This is a genomic window from Streptomyces alanosinicus (assembly GCF_014650595.1).
In the GTDB taxonomy this organism is placed as follows: Bacteria; Actinomycetota; Actinomycetes; order Streptomycetales; family Streptomycetaceae; genus Streptomyces; species Streptomyces alanosinicus.
In genome coordinates this window covers 19,418-38,005 of sequence record NZ_BMVG01000012.1, presented here as the reverse complement: position 1 = coordinate 38,005, position 18,588 = coordinate 19,418, and the positions used below count along the sequence as shown (strand labels likewise).

Genomic DNA, 18,588 nt, shown 5'->3' with positions numbered 1-18,588 from the left:
GCCGAGGACTGAGGCGGGGCGGCGAGGACTGAGCCGGGGCGGCGAGGCCGTAGACTGGTGGGCTGTTGTCAGGCCCACCGGTTTGCGGCCGTTTCCCTTTCTGGATCTGGAGTCACCCCGCCATGCAGACAGAACCGACGAAGTCTCTGGTGGGCGAGGAGCACGAGGTCGAGATCGGCCCCGTCGCCCACGGCGGCCACTGCATCGCCCGCACCGCCGAGGGCCAGGTGCTGTTCGTCCGGCACGCGCTGCCGGGGGAGCGGGTGGTGGCCCGGGTGACGGACGGCGAGGAGGGCGCCCGCTTCCTGCGCGCGGATGCCGTACGGATCCTGGAGGCTTCCAAGGACCGCGTCGAGGCCCCCTGCCCCTTCGCCGGCCCCGGCCGCTGCGGCGGCTGCGACTGGCAGCACGCCAAGCCGGGCGCCCAGCGCCGCCTCAAGGGCGAGGTGATCGCCGAACAGCTGGAACGGCTCGCGGGCCTCACCCCCGAGGAGGCCGGCTGGGACGGCACGGTCATGCCGGCCGAGGGCGACAAGCTGCCCGCGGGCGAGGTCCCGCAGTGGCGTACCCGGGTCCAGTACGCCGTCGACGCGGAGGGCCACGCGGGCCTGCGCCGCCACCGCTCGCACGAGATCGAGCGGATCGACCACTGCATGATCGCGGCGGAGGGCGTCAGCGAGCTGGGCATCGAGCGGCGCGACTGGACCGGCATGGAGTCGGTCGAGGCGATCGCGGCGACGGGCTCCCAGGACCGCCAGGTGATCCTGACACCGCGACCCGGCGCCCGCCTCCCGCTGGTGGAACTGGACAAGCCGGTCTCCGTCCTCCGGGTCGACGAGAAGGACGGCGGCATCCACCGCGTCCACGGCCGCCCGTTCGTCCGCGAACGCGCCGACGGGCGCACCCACCGCGTCGGAAACGGCGGCTTCTGGCAGGTCCACCCGAAGGCGGCCGACACCCTGGTGACGGCGGTCATGCAGGGCCTGCTCCCGCGCAAGGGCGAGATGGCCCTGGACCTCTACTGCGGTGTCGGCCTCTTCGCCGGCGCCCTGGCCGACCGCCTCGGCGAGAAGGGCGCGGTCCTCGGCATCGAGTCCGGCAAGCGCGCGGTCGAGGACGCGCGGCACAACCTCGCCGACTTCCCGCGGGTCCGCATCGAGCAGGGCAAGGTCGAGTCGGTGCTGCCACGGACGGGCATCACGGAGGTCGACCTGATCGTCCTCGACCCACCCCGCGCCGGCGCCGGCCGCCAGACCGTCACCCACCTCACCTCCCTGAACGCCCGCCGCATCGCCTACGTCGCCTGCGATCCCGCTGCGCTGGCCAGGGACTTGGGGTACTTCAGGGAGGGCGGGTACCGGGTGCGGACGCTTCGGGCGTTCGATCTGTTTCCTATGACGCATCATGTGGAGTGTGTTGCCATCCTTGAGCCGGTGGCTAAGGGCTCCTGACCTGCGATTTTGTGCGTGCACATGATGTGCGGTGTGGGCTGGTGTTCGTGCATCGGTGGTCCGCTCTGAACCATCGGCAACGCGCGCTTCTCGAACGGTTCGCGGCTGGTGAAGATCCCGCGGCCTGGGAACCGGGCGACTGGCGGTCGGCCCATGCCCTGCACGACCGTGGACTTCTGAGGCTCAGGCGTGGTGGCGGGGAGGTGCGTGCGGCGGACACTTGGAACTCCTGACGGAATGAGCAGTGAGTGCTCGAAGCTTGGCGGGACCCAAGCAGCGCCGTTCGAACGCGCCATCCTGATCAATGCCTCCAGAGAACGGGTCTGGTCCGTGCTGAGCGAGCCCGCTTTCCTCGGCGGCGTCATTCCCGCCCGTATCCAGACGGTCGAGCCGCCGCGCGTCCTGTCCTGGCAGTGGCCCCAAGGAGCCGCTGGCGAGGAGCCGGACGACTCCAACGCCGCTCTGGTCGAGTTCACCGTGACCGAAGACGACTCCATAGGAGGCACCCGCCTCACCATGGTCGAAAGCGGCTTCGCGCACCTCGGACTGCCCACCGACGAGGCCACCGACCGGCACCGCGCCAACAGCCGGAACCGGCCCGGCAAGCTCGACCAACTGGGCGCGGACTGCGAACAGACCACGGTATGACCCGCACCACCGAGGGCGAACAGGCCCCCGATGACGTCCTGGTGGCCCTGGCCGACCCGATCCGCCGAGAAGTCCTGGCCGTCCTTGCCCGCGAAGGCGCCGCGACCTCGACGTCCCTGGCGGCAAGCCTCCCCATCACCCGCCAGGCGGTGGCCGAACACCTGGCAGTCCTCGACCGCGCCGGACTGGTACGCGCCCACCGGGCCGGACGAGAGGTCCGCTACGAAGCCGACCTTCAACCACTGAGGCGGACAACGCGGTGGATGGACACCCTCGCCACCCAGCGGGAACACCGCCTCGACGCGATCAAGGATCTGGCAGAGGGGGCTACTCGGTCGCAGGGGCATGGTCTGACAGCAGAACTCCGACGGCTCCGGCGTCGAAATTGCTCACCTGCTGGCGGCTACGGCGCCGAGTCTCACCGACCCGGCGCGTCCCATTGGGCGTCTGCGTGCCCGGTGCGGCGTCGAGTTGCGGCAGGTACGGCTGAGGTACGCCGTTCACCGGCGGGGGCCGCCGATGGGGATGTCGTACGCGATCTGACCCCCGCTGCTGCGGGCGTCGCCTCCGCGCACGTCACCGTCCACCCCGACAGCTACGCCAAGGGCGCCACCGACGGCGTCCTGACCTTCCGCGTCCCCAACGAGGAGGACAACGCCTCCACCACCCAGGTCCAGTCTTTCTGCCCACCGACCACCCCGTCCTCGGCGTCCTCGTCCACCCGCAGGACGGCTGGACCGCCAAGGTCACCAACACCAAGCTCAAGACCCCTGTCAAGACGGACGACGGCACTATCACCGACGCCGTCTCGGAGATCACCTTCAGCGGCGGGAAGATCGCACCCGGGCAGTACGAAGACTTCAACGTCGCCTTCGGTCAGCTGCCCGACGACACCGGCCAGCTGACCTTCAAGACCCTTCAGACGTACTCCGACGGCAAGATCGTCCGCTGGATCGAGGAGACACAGGGCGGCCAGCAGCCGGAGAACCCGGCACCCGTGCTCAAGCTCACCGCCAAGGGCGCGGGGGACGGCGCTGGTGCTTCGACCGCCTCGGCGGCGGGTTCGAAGGGCTCCGAGAGCGTCAAGTCGACCGCCTCGGCCAGCGACTCGACCGCCCGCGGGCTCGGCATCGCCGGGCTGGTCGTCGGCGTGCTGGGCCTGGCAGCGGCGGGTTTTGCCGTCGTGCGCGGCCGTTCCGCCGGATCCCGGGCAGAGTAGCGCACCGGCCCTGCCGACGGTAGCCGTCGGCAGGGCGGCATTCCGTCGCTGCGGGCCTCGGGCACAGTTGTCCCTTACGTGACGCGGACCACAACGTTGTTCCGGAACTCGACCCCCGGCGGCCCCGACTCCTGATGCAGTACGGCGCGATCCGACCGACGCCGTGCGACGTGATCTGGAGACGCGGTTGATGGACGAGTCCCGGCAAATCCCCTCCGGCGCGGGTGCGGTGTTGCGGAAGCTGGTGCCTCCGCCCGCCCTGTGCGGATTCCTTCTCCTGCTGGCGCTGATGTTCACGGTGTCGTACGTCGTCGGTGCCGCCGCAGGGCCCGTCGCGCCCGGCATGCACGGCACCGGCACGAGCCGGGGTGACGGCGATCCCGGCGGGGGTGGTGGCACGGATGACATGGGGGACATGCACGGGGGTGGCCACTGATGAGCGGAGAACCGGTGGCCGCCGCCGAGTCGCTGACGACCGACCTGACGGTCGGCGGGATGACCTGCGCGGCCTGTGTGAGGCGCGTCGAGAAGAAGCTCGGCAAGCTGGACGGGGTGACGGCGACGGTCAATCTGGCCACCGGGCGGGCGCGTGTGAGCCACCCGCCGCGGATCAGCCCCGAGGAACTCGTCGCCGCCGTCGAGAAGGCCGGCTACACGGCTGCCCTGCCCGAGCCGCCCGAGCCGCCCGAGACGCGCGAGGGCAAGGACGCGGGCGCATCCGAGGACGCTCGCCAGGAGCGGGATCGGCTGCTGACCACCGCGCTGCTCGCGCTGCCGGTGCTCGTGCTGTCGATGGTGCCCGCGCTGCAGTTCCGCAACTGGCAGTGGCTGTGCTTCGCGCTGGCCGCGCCGGTCGCCGTGTGGGGCGCGTTGCCCTTCCATGCGCGTGCGGCGCGTGGGCTGCGGCATGCGGCGGCGACCATGGACACCCTGGTGTCGCTGGGTGTGGTGGCGTCGTTCTCCTGGTCTGCGTACGCGCTCTTCCTCGGCGGTGCCGGAGAGCCCGGTATGCGGATGCCGTTCACTTTGGTGCCCTCGGCTTCGGACGGCGCGGCGCATCTCTATCTCGAAGCGGCCGTCGGTGTCCCGCTGTTCGTCCTGGCGGGGCGCTTCCTGGAGGCCCGAGCCCGGCGCGGGACCGGGGCGGTGCTCAGGTCGCTGGCCCAACTCGCCGCCAAGGAAGTGACGATCCGCGTAGGCAACGAGGAACGGCATGTTCCTGTGGAGCGGTTGAGGGCGGGGCAGGTCTTCGTCGTACGGCCGGGGGAGCGGGTGGCCACTGACGGGCAGGTGGTGGAGGGGAGTTCGGCCGTCGATCTGTCCTTGGTCACCGGGGAGAGTGAGCCGGTCGAGGTCGGGCCGGGTTCGGCGGTGGTCGGCGGCGCCGTCAACGCCGGCGGGCTGCTGCTGGTCGAAGCCACGGCCGTCGGTGCCGACACCCAGCTCGCCCGGATCACCCGGCTGGTGACCGAGGCCCAGGCCGGCAAGGCGCGGGCGCAGAGGCTGGCGGACACGGTGGCCGGGGTGTTCGTGCCCGTGGTGCTCGCGCTGGCCGTCACCTGCCTCGGCTTCTGGCTCGGTGCCGGAGCCGACCCGCAGGCCGCCGTCACCGCGTGCGTGGCCGTCCTCGTCGTGGCCTGCCCGTGCGCGCTCGGCCTGGCCACGCCGACCGCGCTGATGGCCGCCACCGGCCGTGGTGCCCAACTGGGCGTCCTCGTCAGCGGACCCCAGACTCTGGAGGGGCTCCAGCACCTCGACACGGTCGTCCTGGACAAGACCGGCACGCTCACCTCCGGTCACATGACCGTCGCCCGGGTCACGGCCGTACCCGACGGACTGGGCGAGGAGGCGCTGGTGCGGCTGGCCGGTGCTGTCGAGCACGGCTCGGAGCATCCCCTTGGCCGGGCGATCGCCGCATACGCCCGGCGGGAACTCCCCGAGGGGCCCGTGCCGGAGGTGAGCGAGTTCGCCGCCCTGCCGGGGCGGGGCGTGCGCGGCCGGATCGAGGGCCGGCTGGTGGAAGTCCTGGCTCCGGACGACGAGTTGCCCGCCGCCCTGGCAGACGCGCTGCGGGTGGCCGAGGCCGCCGCCCACACGCCCGTCCTGGTCCGGGTGGACGGTGTGGCCGACGCCCTGATCGAGGTCGGGGACGTCGTACGGCCCGGAAGCTACCGGGCCGTGGACCGGCTGCGGCGCCTCGGCGTGCGGCCGGTGCTCGCCACCGGTGACCGTGAGGCACCCGCGCAGGCCGTGGCCGCAGCCCTGGGCATCGACGAGGTGCACGCCCGCTGCACACCAGAGACCAAGGCCGCCCTCGTACGGGACCTGCAGGAGCAGGGTTACCGTGTCGCGGTCATCGGCGACGGAGTGAACGACGCCGCAGCCCTGGCCGGAGCCGACCTGGGCATCGCCATGGGCAGCGGCACGGACGTGGCCATCGGGGCCGCCGACGTGACGCTGGTACGCGGGGACATCGACGCGTTGGCGGACGCGGTCCGGCTCGCCCGGCGCACGCTGGGCACGATCCGGGCCAACCTCGTCTGGGCCTTCGGTTACAACGTCGTGACCGTGCCGCTGGCCATGGTCGGCCTGCTCAATCCGATGCTCGCCGCGGCGGCGATGTCGGTGAGTTCGCTGCTGGTCGTGGGCAACAGCCTGCGGCTGCGCGCCTGGCAGCCCTCGCCCGCTCCCGCCCGGAGGCGAACCCGATGACCGAGCGGAACCTCTGGCGACCCACGCGCCGCCGGCTGACCGACACCCTCCTCGCCGCGCTCGCGCCCGTGGCCGCGTGCAGCCTCGCCCTGGGCGGGCTGACGACCTGGACCGGGGCCGGGAGGGCGGGCAGCCCGGCCCGGATCACCGTCTCGAACGGGCGGGTCCTGCTGCCGTACGGGGACAGCACGGACACCGCGGCGCTCTTCGACATCGCCAACGTCGGTGGCGCGGACGACCGGCTGGTGAACGTGACGTCCACCGCCACGCGCGGCCGGATCACCCTCAGCGGGCACCGCATGCTGGGCGGCCGGGCCGCCTACAAGGCCGACGTGACCTCGGCCACCGTCCCCGCGGGCGGCGAGTTGTCCATGTCGCCACGCGGTGTGGACGTGACGCTGCAGGCCGAGGCCGACTGGCGGGCGGGTGACCTCGTGCCGTTCACGCTGCACTTCGAGCGCAGCGCGCCGGTCGAGACGATCGCTGTCGTGAGCCACCCGAGCGACAGCGATCCATGATCGCCCGCCCTGAGGGCACAGGGATTCTCTCCTGGACGTCGGGGCAGAGTGTCGTCGAGTTCCAGTCAGTTGTCGTGGGCTGGATCACACCTTGCGGATTGAGTACGGTCCCCCGTGGATGTCCGTACCCACGCATGACGACCGAAGCCCGGATGCGAGGATGAGGCGCCATGACAGCAGGGTGGTGTGCTCGCGCGATACGGGCCGCGGTGTTCGCGGCCATGTGCGTGCTGCTCGCTGCCCTGGGCCACGTCCTGATGTCCGGCGCTGATGTGCCCGCGTGGGCGCTGGCCGCCGGCGGGGCCGTGACCGGGGCCGTGGGCTGGTGCCTGGCGGGGCGTGAGCGCGGGCTGCCGTTGATCGTGACGGTGGTGGTCGCCGCCCAGACCGTGCTCCACGAGGCGTTCTCCTACGCCCAGTCGGCGTCCGGCACGTCAGGCGGCTCGGCCTCCATGGACATGGGCGGCATGGGCTCCATGGGCATGGGCTCCATGGAAACGGGCGCCATGCATAGGGGCCACACGGGCATGAGCCCCATGGATCACATGGGGCACTCCATGGACGGCGGTTCGTCGTCGTTCGGCATGCTCGCCGCCCACCTGCTCGCCGCGGTGCTGTGCGGCCTGTGGCTGGCCTACGGCGAGAAGGCCGCCTTCCGGATCCTGCGGGCGACGGCCGGGTGGCTGGCGGCGCCGCTGCGGTTGCTGCTCGCCCTGCCCGCCACCCCGGACCGCCCGCGCGTCCACCTGCGGCGCCGCCGCCCGGACCGGGCGCCGCGTCTCCTCCTTCTCGTCCACGCGATCACATCTCGGGGTCCGCCCGTGGGGACGGCTGTCGTCTGAAGACAGCTGGTTTCCCGAGGCTGACCGGCTGCCGGTGTGCGCCTCGGGCCACGGCCGTACGACCGCACAGGCGCTGTAGCGCCGCAGCGATGCCGTAGGGCCGTCTCTCCCACTTTCACCGGACCGCGCGCTTCGGCGTGCCCTGGTCCGGATCACGGTTGACCCGAGAAGGACACCAGGTGATGACCTCTGCCCTGCCCACCCCGCGCGCCGAAGGCGGCCGAGCGGGCGACAAGTCGGCGGCGCTCGACGAATCGATCACCGCATGGGCGCTGGCAGCCCGGGGCGGTGACGCGGTCGCGGTCGAGCAGTTCGTGGGCGCCCTGCACCGGGACGTCCAGCGCTATGTCGCCCATCTGTGCGGCGATCCCCAGGCGGTGGACGATCTGGCGCAGGACACGTTCCTGCGCGCGCTCGGCAGCCTGCACCGCTTCGAGGGGCGTTCCTCGGCGCGGGCCTGGCTGCTGTCCATCGCCCGCCGCGCGGTGATCGACAGCTACCGGTACGCTGCCGCCCGCCCCCGGCTGTCGCACGTACCGGACTGGCAACTGGCCGCCGAACTGGCCCAGCCGTGCGACCTGCCCGGCTTCGACGACGGCATCGCCCTGCTCGATCTGCTGGCCTCGCTGCCCGACGACCGTCGGGAAGCGTTCACCCTCACGCAGCTGCTCGGCCTGCCCTATGCGGAGGCCGCCGAGGTGAGCGACTGCCCGATCGGCACGGTCCGCTCCCGCGTGGCTCGCGCCCGCGCGACGCTGATGGACCTGTTGGACGAAGCGGACCAGCCCGCCGCGCTGGCGGCCTGAGTGCCAGGAGGGTGCCGGTGCCGGCTGGAAGAACGGCACCGGCACCCTCGCCACCGGAGTACCGGGAGCGGTTCACCTGAGCCGGATTGCCAACTGGCCGGGAACTCGGGGCACCTTCGCTCCGACTACTGGAGCGGGTGGCGAATGCTCGCCTGTGTACCGAGTGGATCCGGGAGTTGTTCGATGCGTTCTCGTGTGTGGGGCGGAACCGCGGCCGTCGTCATGGGCGGCCTGCTGGTGGCGGGCTGCGGCGGCGGGGGGAAGGACACGGCGGACGGGAACGCGAAGCAGGCCGGGAAGGCGGCGTCCGGCGGCTACCCGGTGTCCGTCACCGACTGCACGGGCGCCAAGACCACCTTCTCCAGCGCCCCGAAAAGGATCGTCACCAGCAACGCCTCCAGCCTGGAGCTGCTGCTGCGCCTCGGCGTCGGCGACCAGGTGATCGGCACCGGCTTCCCGCCCGGCAAGGGCACGCTGCCCGGCGCGCTCGACGCACAGGCGCAGAAGGTCAAGGTGCTCGGCCAGACCGTGATCCCGAAGGAGAAGCTGCTCGGCTCCGGCGCCGACCTCTACATCGACACCTTCGCCTCCATGGGAAGCATGGGCGGCGGAGGGATGGGCGACGCGCCGACGGCGGAGGAGTTCCAGGCGGCCGGGATCAAGCACATCTACCTGAAGTCCACCGCCTGCGCCGCCCAGAGCAAGAGGCCGGTGACCGACCTGTCCGCTGTCGAGGCCGACATCACCTCCCTCGGCGCGGTCACGGGCACGAGCGCTCAGGCACAGAAACTCGTCGCCGGCATGAAGGAGAAGGTGGCCGCCGTCCAGAAGGCGGTCGGCGGCACGGCGGAGAGCAAGCGGCCGACGTACTTCTTCTTCGACTACGACGCCGGTACCAAGCAGCCCAGTGTCACCTGCAACCGCCAGGTCGCCAACGCCGTGATCACCCTGGCCGGCGCCCGCAACGTCTTCGCCGACTGCGACGGCGACTACAAGCAGGTCGGCTGGGAGGACGTCATCGCCAAGAACCCCGACTGGATCCAGCTCGGCGTCCGCAACCGCGGCAGCGAGGCGGCCGACAAGAAGGCGTTCGACGAGGCCGAGCAATGGCTGAAGTCCAACCCCGCCACCAAGGGCCTTAAGGCGGTCGAGGAAGGCCACTACCTGCGCATCGGTTCCGAGCAGACCACCATCGCCGGAGTCGATAACGCCGACACGGTCGAGGAGATCGCCAGGACCCTCTACCCGGGCAAGGTCGCCTGATCGTGGCCTTCACCCTGATGCGCCGGAAAGCCGCAGCTGCGGAGGAGCGCGGCAGCCTGCCCGCCGGTCCGCTGGCGGCGGTTCTGGCCGTGGCGCTGGTGGCCGCGCTGACGGCGGCCGTGGCCTGGGGTTCGACGTCCATCGCGCCCGGCGAGGTCTGGAGCGTGGTGTGGCGGCGGCTGTCCGGTGAGGCGCCACGCCCCGGCACGGACGACCTCATCATCTGGCAGCTCCGTGTCCCGCGTGCCCTGCTCGCCGCCCTCGTCGGCGCGGGACTCGGTGTCGTCGGTACGGCCGTACAGGCGCTGGTGCGCAACCCGCTGGCCGACCCCTACCTGCTGGGCATCTCCAACGGCGCCTCCCTCGGCGCGGTCGCCGCGATCGTCCTCGGCCTCGGCGCGGGCGGGGCACTGGGACTGGGGTTGTCCGGGGCGGCTTTTGCCGGCGCGCTGGCGACGTTCGCGCTGGTGTGGGCGGTGGCCCGGCGTGGCGGAGGCTTCGCGCCGCTGCGGCTGGTGCTGGCCGGGGTCGCGATCGGCCAGTTCCTCTCCGGGTTCACCAGCTACCTGGTGCTGCAGGCCGGCGACGAGCAGCAGACCCACAGCGTCCTGTTCTGGCTCATGGGCAGCCTGAGCGGAGCGACCTGGGAGCTGCTCGCGGTGCCCGCCGTCGCCGTGCCCGTCGCGCTGCTGTGGCTGCAGGCGCGCGCCCGGGGCCTGAACGCCCTGCTGATGGGCGACGAGACGGCCGCCGGACTCGGCATCGACGTCACCCGGCTGCGCCGCGAGCTGTTCACCGTGACCAGCGTGCTGACCGGTGTCCTGGTGGCCGTCTCCGGCGCGATCGCGTTCGTCGCGCTGATGGTGCCGCACGCCTGCCGCCTGGTCGTCGGCGGCGACCACCGACGCCTCCTGCCGGTCTCCGCCCTCTTCGGCGCCCTGCTGCTGGTGGTGGTCGACATCGTGTGCCGTACGGCGATGGACACGCAGGAGCTGCCGGTGGGCGTCGTGACCTCGCTGCTGGGGGCTCCGGCCCTGCTGTATCTGCTGGACCGGCGTCTGGGGAGCGGTAGTTGAGGATCGAGATTGAAGACCTGTCCGTCGCCTACGCGGGCCGCACGGTCGTCGCGGGTGCCCATCTCGTCGCGGCCGAGGGCGAGATCACCGGCCTGGTCGGCCCGAACGGCAGCGGCAAGTCCACACTCCTGCGCACCGTCTACCGGCACCTCAAGCCCACCGCCGGGCGGGTCCTGCTCGCCGGCACCGACCTCCGTCAGATGACCGCGCTCCAGTCGGCTCGGCACGTGGCGGCCCTGCCGCAGGAGCGCGGGAGCGACTTCGAACTGACTGTCCGCGAGGTCGTCGCCATGGGCCGTACGCCCTACAAGCGGGCCTTCGCCGGGGAGGACGGCGCCGACCGGGACATCGTCGCGCAGGCACTCACCGACGTCGGCATGGCGGAACAGGCCGGTCGCCGCTTCACGGCCCTCTCCGGTGGTGAACGCCAACGCGTCCTGCTGGCAAGGGCGTTCGCCCAGAAGCCGGACATCCTGGTGCTGGACGAGCCGACCAACCACCTCGACATCCGTCACCAGGTCGATCTGCTCGCCCTCCTGCGCGCCCAGCGCCGTACGACCCTGGTGTCGCTGCACGACCTCAACGCCGCCGCCTCCGTGTGCGACCGCCTCCACGTCCTGCACGGGGGAGCGGTCGTCGCCTCCGGGACGCCGCGGGAAGTCCTCACGCCCGCGCTGATGGCGGAGGTGTTCGGGGTGCGAGCGGCGGTGGTCGACCATCCCCTGACCGGTGACCCGCTCATCGCCTTCGACCACCGGACGCCGGCGGACGAGGCACCGACGGCAGTGCCGATGGAGTCACCAACCCAGGGATGAACGCGCCGCGCAGTGCTCGCAGCTCATTCCCCTGACGTTGTACTGCTTCTGGTCCATGGCACAACTCCTGGATGCGGACTCGACTTTGGCGTGGCGTACGGATGCGCGGATCAACGGGGGAGCCTGGCCGTTGCTCGCGGCCACTGCGGCCGTTCTTGTCGCCGGGTACGGCCGGCTGGGCTCCGTCGTCGATGGAGCGTTCGGTGCGGCTGTCGGCTGTGCCGCCGGGCTGATCCTCTGCGCGTTGCTGTACCTGTTGATGGAGTCGGCCGTGTCGGGCAAGGCACCACGCGGCGGCGGCCGCGACTGATCGGCGCGGGCAGTTTCAGCCTGCCCGCCATGATTTTCGGACGCGCCCGGGAACTAGTGTGCGATCCCGTCCGACTTGTGGGACGAGGCTGCCGTCCGGCAGCCCACCCACGACCGTGAGGGGCGGCAACGGTGACACGCCACAGTCCCGGTTCGGAACAGCCCGGCCGCATACCCGTCGGCGGTGACGACCGCTGGCTGCTCGTTGCCGTGGCCGGCCTGCTGTCGTTCGTGGCGATGCTCGACATGAACATCGTCAACGTGGCCCTGGCGGACATCGCCGACGGTCTGCACGTCTCCGCCGCGACCGCCCAGTGGGCGGTCCTGGGTTATCAACTGCCCGTGGTGGCTTTGCTGTTGCCTGTCGGCCGGTGGCTGGACGGGGTCGGGATGCGCTCCGCCCTGCTGGTCGCGACCGCGGGCTTCGGTCTGTGCAGCGCGCTGGCGGCTGCCGCACCCTGGGCGTCCTGGCTGATCGCCGCCCGCCTCGCCCAGGGCGCGTTCGGGGCCGTGCTCTTCGTGCTGATGCCGGTTCTCGCCCTGCGTTCGGTACGGCCGCAACTGCGCGGGCGGGCCATGAGCGTGCCCGCGACGCTGGGCCCGCTGGGCGCGGTGACCGGCCCGGCGGTGGGCGGACTGCTGCTGGACCACCTGGGCTGGCGCGCCGTCTTCCTGGTCAAGATCCCCTTCTGTCTGCTCGCCCTGGTCGTGGCGTGGAGGGCGATGCCGCGGGACGGGGACCTGCGCCTGCCCGACCGGCGGTCGGCGGCGGATGCCGTGCTGGTGGGTTCCGGGGTGGCCGCCGTGCTGCTGGCGCTGACCCTGGCGTCGCGAAGCCGCGGGTGGCTGGTGCTCGCGCTCGCCGCCGTACCGCCGTTGTGGTGGTGGCTGAGGGGGCCCGGCGGCCGTCCGCTGGTCGGCGTACTGCGGGCGGCGGGGCTGTTCCGGGCGCATACGGCGGTGCTGGCGCTGGCGGTCGGGTTCGCGGCGATGCACTACGTCGTCGCCCTGCACCTCCAGCGCGACGACGGTGTCAGCGCCACCACGACCGGGCTGACCGTGCTCGCCTTCCCGCTCGGCATGGGGCTGGCCGGTCCGGTTGGCGGTCGCCTCGCCGATCGGTCTGGGGCCCGGCCGGTGGCGGTCATCGGTGCCGCCCTCACCGCCGCCGGTCTGCTCCTCCTTGTTCCGCTGGGGGGCGATTGGTCACCGGTGGGTGTGGCCTGGCGGCTGGCGCTGGCCGGCCTCGGCATGGGCCTGAACGGCGGCCCCACCCAGGCCCTCGTCATGGGCGCCGCCCCACCGGACCGCACGGCGACCGTGGGCTCCTCCGTACAGCTGGCCCGCAGCCTCGGCTTCACCCTCGGCCCGGCCCTGGCCACTGCGGCCTGGGGCCTGGCCGGAGGCGACGACGGCGTGACGGCCGGGCTGACCCTGGCGGCAGTCGCCGCCTGTATCGCCGTACCCCTGCTCGCACTGCAAGGACGCAGGTCGGCGCCCGTGCGAGAGATGTCAACCGACGCGGCTCCCGCCGCCCACCACCCCTGACCGAGGAGTCGTCTCCCATGTGCGGAATCACCGGCTGGGCGTCCTTCCACAGCGACGCCCGTACCCAGGCCCCGGTCATCGAGGCCATGACCGCCACCCTCGCCCCGCGCGGCCCCGACGCCGACGGCGTCTGGCTCGGCGAGCGGGCCGCGATCGGCCACCGCCGACTGGCCGTCATCGACCTCCAAGGCGGCGTACAGCCGATGACCGACCGGCCCGACCAGCCGGACCTCGTGCTCACGTACAGCGGCGAGGTCTACAACCACCACGAGCTGCGTACCGAACTGCACTCCCGGGGCCATGTCTTCCACACGCGCAGTGACACCGAGGTCGTGCTGCGCGCGTACACCGAGTGGGGAGAGGCGGTGGCCGAGCACCTGGAGGGCATGTTCGCCTTCGCCGTCTGGGACGAGCGCGCCCAGCGGCTGCTCCTGGTCCGCGACCGGCTCGGGGTGAAGCCCCTGTTCTGGGCCGCTGTCGACGGCGGCCTCGCCTTCGCCTCCGAACCGAAGGCGCTGTTCGCCCACCCGGAGATCCGGCCGCGGGTGGACGCGGACGGGCTGCGGGAGGCGTACAGCCTGCTGTTCAACACCGGTCCGACGGTGTGGTCCGGGATCCGGGAGGTCGAGCCGGGCGGGGTGCTCGTCCTGGACCGGGCCGGCATCCGCGAACGCCGCTACTGGCAGCTGGAAGCCGCCGACCACACCGACGACCAGGACGCGGCCATCGAGCGGATCCGCGCCCTGGTCGGTGCCGCGGCCCGCAGCCAGCTCGAAGCGGACGTCCCGCTGTGCAGCCTGCTCTCCGGCGGCATCGACTCCACCGTCCTGACCGCCCTGCTCGCCGACGAACTCCGCCTGCGCGAAGGCCCGGACGCCCGGATCCGCTCCTACGCCGTCGACTACAGCGACCAGGCGGAACAGTTCACCGGCGACGTCCTGCGCACCGGCCACGACACCCCGTACGCCATCGAAGCCGGCGCCTTCATCGGTACCGACCACAGCACCGTCGTCCTCGACCCGCGCGCCCTGCTCGATCCGGAGCACCGCAAGGCAGTCGTCGTGGCCAGGGACTCGCCCATCGGTGTCGGCGACATGGACACCTCGCTGTACCTGCTGTTCGGCGAGATCCGCCGGCACTCCACCGTCGCCCTCTCCGGCGAGGCGGCCGACGAGGTCTTCGGCGGCTACCCCTGGTTCCACAACCCGAAGGCCCTGGCCGCAGAAACCTTCCCGTGGCTGCTGGTGACGGGCGACGAGGCCGCCATGCCTCTCAACCCCGAACTCGACCTGCGCATCAGCGAGTTCCGCGACGACACCTACCGCGCCGCCCTGGCCGCCGTACCGCATCTCGACGGCGAGACCCCCGCCGAGCACCGCCAACGCGAGATGCAGCACCTGTCCCTGACCCGCTGGCTGCGCCAGCTCCTCCACCGCAAGGACCGCCTCAGCATGGCCCAGGGCCTGGAGGTCCGCGTCCCGTACTGCGACCACCGGCTCGTCGAGTACGCCTTCACCACCCCCTGGGCGCTGAAGAACTTCGACGGCCGCGAGAAGAGCCTCCTGCGCGCGATGGGCGCCGGCCTCGCTCCGGACTCGGTCCTGTACCGCCCCAAGAACCACTACCCGGCCACCCACCACCCCGACTACAACCGCGGCCTGCAGCAGCTGGCCCGCGACGCCCTCGCCACCGAACAGGTCCGCGCCCTCGCCGACGAGACCCGCATCAAGCCCTGTCTCGACACCCCGCCCGAACGACTGGAGTGGGGCCACCGCCTGCGCCTCGAACGCGTCGTCGACCTCGCCCTCTGGCTGGACCACTACCGGCCCGAACTCGCCCTCTGAGGAGCCTCCCCATGACCCTCCAGGAACACCAGCCGGCCGCAGACCCGGACACCTTGCCCGACCCGGTGCCGCTGATGGGCTGCCCGTACAAGAGCAACCCCTACCCCCTGTACGAGCAGATGCGCGAGACCGGCCCTGTCCACCGGGTCCTCTTCCCCAGCGGCGTCCGAGCCTGGCTCGTCACCGGCTACGACGCCGCCCACGCCGCGCTGAACGACGATCGCCTCGGCAAGAACCACGACCGAGGCAACGACCGCTGGCGCGCCCGCGCCTCGATCATGCCCGAGCCGCAGCACTCCCAGCTCCAGGTCCACCTCCTCCACCAGGACCCGCCCGAGCACACCCGGATGCGCCGCTTCGTGACGGACGCCTTCACCCCGCGCCGCATCGAGCAGCTCCGCCCCCGCTTCCAGGAACTGGCCGACACCCTCGTCGACGCACTGCCGGAGCACGGCCCCGCGGACCTCGTCACCGGCTTCGCCGCCCACTTCCCCTTCCAGGTCCTCGCCGAAGTCATCGGCCTCCCACAGGAACTGGCAGCCCGCTTCGACCGCGACTGGGGCAAGGTCGTCCAGCCGGTCGGCCCCACCGACCCCGGACGCCCCCTCTACGAGGCACGCCTGCACGGCCTGCAGAGCTACATCTCGGATGTCGTGTGCCACAAGCGAGAGCACTGGGACGACGACCTGCTCAGCCGCCTCGTCGTGGCCCGTGACCGCCGCGAACTGTCGCAGGAAGAGCTGGACTCGATGATCTTCCAGCTCCTCGTCGCGGGCCAGGAGCCGGTCACCAACCAGATCACCACCGCCCTGATCGCCCTCTTCCGCCACCCGGACCAGCTCGCCCGCCTGCGCGACGACCCGGACCTGCTGCCCAGCGCCGTCGAGGAACTCCTGCGCTACGACAGCGCCTTCGAACTCACCACCTGGCGCTTCTTCGACCAGGACAGCGACCTGCACGGCACGCGCGTCCCCGGCGGCGACTCGGTGATCGTCTCCCTGTGCGCGGCCAACCGCGACCCGCGCCGCTTCCCCGCCCCGGACACCCTGGACTTCGACCGCTCGCCCAACCCCCACCTCGCTTTCGGCCACGGCATCCACTTCTGCCCCGGCGCCGCCCTCGCCCGTGCCGAACTCCAGGTCGCCCTCGGCACCCTCCTCGCCCGCCTGCCCGGCCTCCATCTGACCGCCAGAGACGAGGACATCGAGTGGATCCCGGCCGTCCTCGGCCGCGGCACCAACCACCTCACCGTCGGCTACGACCGACGCCTCTGACACCGACGTACCGCTGACCGGGTCGGACCACACCAGCCGACCCGGCCCCGGCTGACCCACGCCCACCGACCCAAGGCGCTTGGCTTCCACTCTCGCCACGGCGCCATGTCGACGTGCCCTCGTACTTCCTCGTTCTCCAGGAGAGGCGACATGCCCCTGACGACCGCGCCGGACACCCTTCCCACCCGCATCGGCACCGAAATCCTGAACCTGCTCCTGCCCCACCACCGCACGACCGACCCCGTCCCCGCTCCCGTTCGCGTTCCCGCGCAAGCGTTCCCGCATCAGCTGCGCCGCATCGACGCATTCGTACGCGACGGCGCCCCCATCGTCTTCACGCTGCCCGGCTTCCCCTGCAAGTCCCCCAACCCGGCCAAGGTCCTCGGCCACCTCCCCGACCAGGGCGAACGCCTCTCCCTGACTTTCCTGAACACCCTGTGCACCAAGATTGAACGGATCTATCCGCCCGGCGCCCGCGTGATCATCTGCTCCGACGGCCACGTCTTCGGCGACCTCATCGGCGTCCCCGACGACCACATCGACGCCTATGCCGACGACCTACGCACACAGATAGGCCGGATGGGCCTGCACAGACTGTCCGTCTTCGACCTGCGCGACGTCCTCGGCGACCTCCCGCACGACGCGAAACGCAGCCACGTCCACGAGCGCTACGCCCCCACCCTGGAGGCCCTCCGTGCCGAGATCCGATCCGACAGCCAGGCCCTCGCCCTCTACCGGGGCATCACCCGCTTCCTCGTCGAGGACACCGCCGACTGGACCGGCACCCGCTCCGCCCTCCAACGCGCCTGCAGGCAACGGGCCTACGGCGTCATCCAGCGCAGCCGCGCCTGGGGCGACCTGATCGCCGAACAGCACCCCCGCGCCGTACGCCTCTCCATCCACCCCCAGCCCATCGGCGCCCCGAAATTCGGCATCCGCCTCCTCGACGCCCCGGACGCCTGGACGACCCCCTGGCACTCCGCCGCCCTGCGCCGCACCGACGGGACCTGGGCCCTCATGCCCCGGGCCGAAGCCGCCCGGACGGGTCGACTGGTCCGGCAAGGCGGCAAGGACAGTCACTTCGACCAGAGCCGGGCGGCTTGCCGGTGATCCTTCCACGGCGAAGTAACGGCAGTACGGCGTGCTGTCAGCCGCTGTCCGCGGTGCGGGCGCTCCAGCGCTCTTCGACCTTGGCCAGGCGCCAGTACGCGATGGCCACGGCCCAGACGACCACGAACAGGCCGACGATGACGTAGCCGACGTTGTCGAGGTTCAGGCCCGCGATCCAGTCGGAGATCCCGTCGCTCAGGCCGAACTTGTCGTGCAGCACCCCGACCAGCTCGATCGTGCCGACGAAGAAGGCCACCGCGATGGACAGGCCGGTGATGGTGAGGTTGTAGAACACCTTGCGGACGGGGTTGGAGAACGCCCACTGGTAGGCGAAGTTCATGAACGTGCCGTCGAGGGTGTCGAACAGGCTCATACCGGCGGCGAAGAGCAGGGGCAGGCACAGGATCGCGTACCAGGGCAGGCCCGCGGCGGCGCCGTTGCCGGCCAGGGCGAGGAGAAGCACCTCGGTCGTGGTGTCGAAGCCGATGCCGAAGAGGAAGCCGAGCGGGAACATCTGGCCGGGCCGGCGGATGGACTTGGTGAGCCGGCCCAGGAGGCGGTTCATGAAACCACGTGAGTCGAGGTGGGCCTCCAGCTCGGCCTCGTCGTACTGTCCGGCCCGCATCGCCCTGAAGACGCGGGCGATGCCGAACAGCGCCACGAGGTTGAGGGCGGCGATGAGGTACAGGAAGCTGCCGGAGACCGTAGTACCCACCGTGCCGAGGACCTGGTGGGTGCGCGAGCCGTCGTTCATCAGGGTCCCGGCGAGCTTCGCCCCGCCGGCGACCAGCGCGGCCATGGCGACCACCACACTGGAGTGCCCGAGCGCGAACCAGAACCCCACCGACACCGGCCGCTTGCCATCGGCCATCAGCTTGCGGGTGGTGTTGTCGATCGCGGCGATGTGATCGGCGTCGAATGCGTGCCGCATCCCGAGGGTGTACGCCGTGATGCCCAGGCCGACCCCGAACGCCTTGGAGCCGACCTCGTAGTGATGCGGCGTGACGAGCAGGAAGAGGATCCCGAAGGCGACCACGTGCAGGGCGACGATCACGGCCAGCAGGCCGGCGGTTCGGACGGTGTCCTCGCGCCGCCAGCGGAACGACGGGGCGGCGGCGGTTTCAGGCACACCTGAGGACAGGGTCATACGGTC

16 protein-coding genes and 2 pseudogenes are annotated in these 18,588 nt (G+C 71.6%); 17 read left to right on the top strand and 1 reads right to left on the bottom strand.

Annotated features, from left to right (window positions below):
- Positions 1–122: 122 nt before the first annotated feature.
- The 17 genes and pseudogenes from IE277_RS24045 (at position 123) to IE277_RS23965 (ending at position 17,435) form a co-directional block, all read left to right on the top strand.
- Positions 123–1,451, top strand: a complete 1,329-nt coding sequence (locus IE277_RS24045) for a class I SAM-dependent RNA methyltransferase (RefSeq protein WP_189955735.1) — start codon at positions 123–125, stop codon at positions 1,449–1,451.
- A gap of 330 nt (positions 1,452–1,781) precedes the next feature.
- Positions 1,782–2,099 (top strand): SRPBCC family protein, encoded by a 318-nt coding sequence (locus IE277_RS24040; RefSeq protein WP_189955733.1) that lies wholly within the window; start codon positions 1,782–1,784, stop codon positions 2,097–2,099.
- Positions 2,096–2,332 (top strand): annotated as a pseudogene (locus tag IE277_RS24035) (ArsR/SmtB family transcription factor); the annotation flags it as partial. The gene IE277_RS24040 and the pseudogene IE277_RS24035, both read left to right, overlap by 4 nt.
- A gap of 306 nt (positions 2,333–2,638) precedes the next feature.
- Positions 2,639–3,318 (top strand): annotated as a pseudogene (locus IE277_RS24030) (YcnI family protein).
- Positions 3,319–3,508: 190 nt separating this feature from the next.
- Positions 3,509–3,754 carry a hypothetical protein gene (locus tag IE277_RS24025; RefSeq protein WP_189955731.1) on the top strand — a complete coding sequence of 82 codons (246 nt, stop codon included), beginning with the start codon at positions 3,509–3,511 and terminating at the stop codon, positions 3,752–3,754.
- The gene (locus tag IE277_RS24020; protein ID WP_189955730.1) at positions 3,754–6,030 is read left to right on the top strand and encodes a heavy metal translocating P-type ATPase; all 2,277 of its coding nucleotides are present in this window, start codon (positions 3,754–3,756) and stop codon (positions 6,028–6,030) included. Before IE277_RS24025 ends, IE277_RS24020 begins: the two co-directional genes overlap by 1 nt.
- Positions 6,027–6,548, top strand: a complete 522-nt coding sequence (locus tag IE277_RS24015; RefSeq protein ID WP_189955728.1) for a copper chaperone PCu(A)C — start codon at positions 6,027–6,029, stop codon at positions 6,546–6,548. Before IE277_RS24020 ends, IE277_RS24015 begins: the two co-directional genes overlap by 4 nt.
- A 170-nt stretch (positions 6,549–6,718) precedes the next feature.
- The gene (locus tag IE277_RS24010) at positions 6,719–7,390 is read left to right on the top strand and encodes a hypothetical protein (protein ID WP_189955726.1); all 672 of its coding nucleotides are present in this window, start codon (positions 6,719–6,721) and stop codon (positions 7,388–7,390) included.
- 179 nt (positions 7,391–7,569) lie between these two features.
- On the top strand, positions 7,570–8,196 hold the full coding sequence (locus IE277_RS24005) for a sigma-70 family RNA polymerase sigma factor (RefSeq protein ID WP_189955724.1): 627 nt from the start codon (positions 7,570–7,572) through the stop codon (positions 8,194–8,196).
- A gap of 183 nt (positions 8,197–8,379) precedes the next feature.
- A complete protein-coding gene (locus IE277_RS24000; protein ID WP_229881936.1) occupies positions 8,380–9,459 on the top strand; it encodes an ABC transporter substrate-binding protein in 1,080 nt (359 codons plus the stop codon).
- Between the two features lie 17 nt (positions 9,460–9,476).
- Positions 9,477–10,535, top strand: coding sequence for a FecCD family ABC transporter permease (locus IE277_RS23995; protein ID WP_189955894.1), 1,059 nt, complete (start codon positions 9,477–9,479; stop codon positions 10,533–10,535).
- Positions 10,532–11,350: an ABC transporter ATP-binding protein gene (locus IE277_RS23990; RefSeq protein WP_189955722.1), complete on the top strand. Its 819-nt coding sequence runs from the start codon at positions 10,532–10,534 to the stop codon at positions 11,348–11,350. The genes IE277_RS23995 and IE277_RS23990 overlap by 4 nt, the downstream gene beginning before the upstream one ends.
- Positions 11,351–11,480: 130 nt before the next feature.
- Positions 11,481–11,660, top strand: coding sequence for a hypothetical protein (locus tag IE277_RS23985; RefSeq protein WP_189955720.1), 180 nt, complete (start codon positions 11,481–11,483; stop codon positions 11,658–11,660).
- 131 nt (positions 11,661–11,791) lie between these two features.
- On the top strand, positions 11,792–13,207 hold the full coding sequence (locus tag IE277_RS23980) for an MFS transporter (protein WP_189955718.1): 1,416 nt from the start codon (positions 11,792–11,794) through the stop codon (positions 13,205–13,207).
- Positions 13,208–13,224: 17 nt separating this feature from the next.
- A complete protein-coding gene (gene asnB / locus IE277_RS23975; RefSeq protein ID WP_189955716.1) occupies positions 13,225–15,051 on the top strand; it encodes an asparagine synthase (glutamine-hydrolyzing) in 1,827 nt (608 codons plus the stop codon).
- An 11-nt stretch (positions 15,052–15,062) separates the two neighbouring features.
- Complete coding sequence (locus IE277_RS23970) at positions 15,063–16,325, top strand: cytochrome P450 family protein (RefSeq protein ID WP_189955714.1); 1,263 nt, start codon at positions 15,063–15,065, stop codon at positions 16,323–16,325.
- A gap of 150 nt (positions 16,326–16,475) precedes the next feature.
- Positions 16,476–17,435, top strand: a complete 960-nt coding sequence (locus tag IE277_RS23965) for an L-tyrosine/L-tryptophan isonitrile synthase family protein (RefSeq protein ID WP_189955712.1) — start codon at positions 16,476–16,478, stop codon at positions 17,433–17,435.
- A gap of 37 nt (positions 17,436–17,472) precedes the next feature.
- On the opposite strand, the gene nicT is transcribed toward IE277_RS23965, so the two are convergent.
- The gene (gene nicT, locus IE277_RS23960) at positions 17,473–18,582 is read right to left on the bottom strand and encodes a Nickel transporter NicT (RefSeq protein ID WP_189955710.1); all 1,110 of its coding nucleotides are present in this window, start codon (positions 18,580–18,582) and stop codon (positions 17,473–17,475) included.
- Positions 18,583–18,588: the final 6 nt, after the last annotated feature.